The organism is Micromonospora sp. RP3T, from assembly GCF_003027925.1.
In the GTDB taxonomy this organism is placed as follows: domain Bacteria; phylum Actinomycetota; class Actinomycetes; order Mycobacteriales; family Micromonosporaceae; genus Micromonospora.
The window spans coordinates 1-3420 of sequence record NZ_PYPS01000080.1; the positions used below are offsets into that span (position 1 = coordinate 1).

1 protein-coding gene is annotated in these 3420 nt (G+C 74.7%); it reads right to left on the minus strand.

Annotation, left to right across the window (positions count from 1 at the left end):
- Window positions 1-3420, minus strand: a 3420-nt coding sequence (locus C8054_RS31480) for a type I polyketide synthase (RefSeq protein WP_146180024.1), incomplete at both ends; no start/stop codon positions are given.

The window sequence follows — 3420 nt, forward strand, 5'->3', positions numbered from 1 at the left end:
GGTGGTTGTTGCGGTGGGCGTCGGAGAGTCGTTCCAGTAGGAGGGTTCCGGCGCCTTCGCTCCAGCCGGTTCCGTCGGCCCCGGCCCCGAACGGTTTGCACCGCCCATCCGGCGCCAACCCCCGCTGCCGCGAGAAGGTGATGAAGATCGACGGAGTGGTCATCACCGTCGCGCCACCGCTGAGCACCAGGTCGCATTCGCCGCTGCGTAGTGCCTGGCAGGCCTGGTGCAGGGCCACCAGCGACGACGAGCACGCGGTGTCCACGGTGACCGCCGGACCCTCCAGGCCCAGCGTGTACGCCACCCGCCCCGATGCCACACTGCTCATCCCGGACGTCGCGAAGTAGCCTTCGAATCCGCTGCCGGGCAGGGTCAGCAACCGCGTCCCGTAGTCGTTGTAGATCACGCCGAAGAACACGCCGGTGCGGCTGCCGCGCAGGCTGGTCGGATCGATCCGGGCCCGCTCGACGGCCTCCCACGCCGTCTCCAGCAACAACCGCTGCTGCGGATCCATCGCCGCCGCCTCACGCGGACTGATCCCGAAGAACTCCGCGTCGAAGTCGGCCGCCCCGGCCAGGAACCCGCCCTCCCGCGCCGAGACCGTGCCCGGCCGGTCCGGGTCCGGGTCGTACAGGTCGGCGAGGTCCCAGCCCCGACCGGGGGGTACCGCGGTGATCGCGTCCCGGCCGCCGGCCACCAGGTCCCACAGTTCCTCCGGCGTGGTCACCCCGCCGGGGAACCGACAGGCCATGCCGACCACCGCGATCGGCTCGTCGGCCGACGCGAGGGCCGGCGCCGGCCGGGCATCCCGGTCCCCGTACGCCGGCCCCCGCAGCTGTTCCCACACGTGCGCGGCGAGCCGGTCGGAGTCGGGATAGTCGAAGATCAGCGTCGCGGGCAGGCCGAGCCCGGTGACCGCGTTGAGCCGGTTGCGCAACTCGACACCGGTCAGCGAGTCGAAACCGAGGTCCTTGAACCGGCGCCGCTCGTCAAGCGCCTCCACGCTGCCCAGGCCCAGGACGGCGGCCGCCTCGGCGCGGACCAGCGCGACGGCCAACCGGCGCTGGTCATCCTCGCCGGCCGTGGCGAACCGGTCCGTCCAGGAGAGATCGCCGCCGGACGCCACGACCCGCCGGACCGCGTCACCGGCCAGGACGGACAGTACGGGCGGCAGCAGCCCGGCCCGGGCCTGCGCGCGGATGGCCGGCAGGTCCAGTCGCGCCGGCACCAGCACCGCTTCGTCCCACGCCGATGCCGCGTCGAACAACGCCAACCCGGCGTCGACCGCCATCGGCGCGAGCCCGCCCCGTGTCATCCGGCCGAAGTCCGCGTCGCTGAGCCGTGCCGTCATCCCGGCGGTCTGCTCCCACAGGCCCCAGGCCAGCGACGTCGCCGGGAGCCCGTTCGCGCGTCGATGCTCGGCGAGCGCGTCCAGGAAGGTGTTGGCGGCGGCGTAGTTGGCCTGACCCGCCGTCCCGATCGTGCCGGCGACGGAGGAGAACAAAACGAAGGCGGTCAGGTCCAGCTTCCGGGTCAGCTCGTGCAGGTGCCAGGCGCCGTCGACCTTGGCGCGCAGCACGGCGTCGACCCGCTCGGGCGTGAGCGTGGCCACCGTTCCGTCGTCGAGCACGCCCGCCGCGTGCACCACCGCCCGCACCGGATGCCCGGCTGGAACCCGGCCCAGCACCTCGACCAACGCGGCCCGGTCGGCGGCGTCGCAGGCGGCCACCGTCACGTCGGCGCCGTACCCGGCCAGTTCGGCGAGCGGACCGGCCAGTCCCTCGGCCCGACCACCCGACCTGCTGGTGAGCAGCAGCCGTCGGACGCCGTGCTCGACGACGAGATGACGCGCGAGCAGCAGACCGAGACCGCCGGTGCCACCGGTGATCAACACGGTGCCGTCCGGGTCGTACGGCCCGGCCGGTGCCGGGGTCGGCCCCGCCGGTCGCAGCCGCGGTACGCGGAGCTCGCCGTCGCGGATCGCGACCTGCGGCTCGTCCCCGGCCAGCGCCGCGCGGACCAGGTCCGGCGTGGCGCTGTCGTCCAGGTCCAGCAGGACGAGCCGGCCCGGGTGCTCGGTCTGCGCGGAGCGCAGCAGACCCCAGACAGCCGCCCCCGCCAGATCGTCGAGCCGCCCGGCGGCCGGCGCGGCACCCCGGGTGACGATCGCCAGGCGCGACCCGGTGAGCCGATCGTCGGCCAGCCAGTCCTGCAGCAACCGCAGCGCCCAGCGGGTTGTCGTGTGCGCGCCGTCCGCGGGCGACTCGCCGTCGTCGCCGGGTGGGCAGGCGATGACCACGTCGGGCTGCCGCGCGTGCACGGCGTCCAGGTCCGCGCAGGAGTCCATGCCGTCCAGCGGGGCCGGCAGGTCGCCGAGCGTCGCGACGGTGCCGGCGCCCTGGGTGGCCGGCGCGACGATCCACTCCGGCCGGTAGACCGCGCCGCCGCTGGTCTGCGCCGACCGGGCCATCGGCCGCAGTGCCAGCGACGTCACCTCGGCGACCGGGCTGCCGTCCACGGCGGTCATGGACACCCGTACGGTGTCCGCCCCGGCCGGGGAGACGCGTACCCGGAGAGCCGTCGCGCCCGCCGCGTGCAGGCGTACCCCCGACCAGTTGAACGGCAGCAGCATGCGGGCCGGGTCGGCCAGCAACCCCACGACCGGATGCAACGCGGCGTCCAGCAGCGCGGGATGCAGGCCGAAGCCGTCCGCGTCGTCGACAGCGACCTCGGCGTAGACGTCCTCGCCCTGCCGCCACGCCGCGCGGACGCGGCGGAAGGCCGGCCCGTACGCGTACCCGTGGTCGGCGAGGCGCTCGTACAGGTCGACGACGTCCTCGGTGACCGCGCCCGGCGGTGGCCACGCGCCGGTGGGTGCCGGGGCGGTTGCCGCGTCCCACGCCTCGAGGGTGCCGGCGGCGTGCCGGGTCCAGGCGGATTCGGCGTCGTCGTCGGGTCGTGCGTAGAGCTCGACCGGACGGTGACCGGCTGCGTCGGCGGGCCCGACCACCACCTGGGTCAGCAGCGCGCAGCTGTCCGGCAGCACCAGCGGCGCCTGCACCGTCAGGTCCCGTACGGCCGCCAGGCCGACCCGCGCGCCGGCGGCCAGCGCCAGTTCCGCGATCGCCGCGCCGGGAAGCAGCACGGCGCCACCGGCGACGTGGTCGGCCAGCCAGGGGTGCAGGCGGGTGGAGAGCCGGTTGGTGAACAGCACCCCCTGCTCGTTCGCCATCGGGACGGCGGCGCCCAGCAGTGGGTGGTCGGTGGGCCGCATGCCGAGGGCCGGGCTGGCTGGGTTGAGCCAGTAGTGGTGGTGTTGGAAGGGGTAGGTGGGGAGGTTGATGGTGTGGGGGTTGGTGGTGGTGGGCCAGGTGGTGGGGTGGCCGGTGGTGTGGAGGTGGGCGAGGTTGGTGAGGAAGG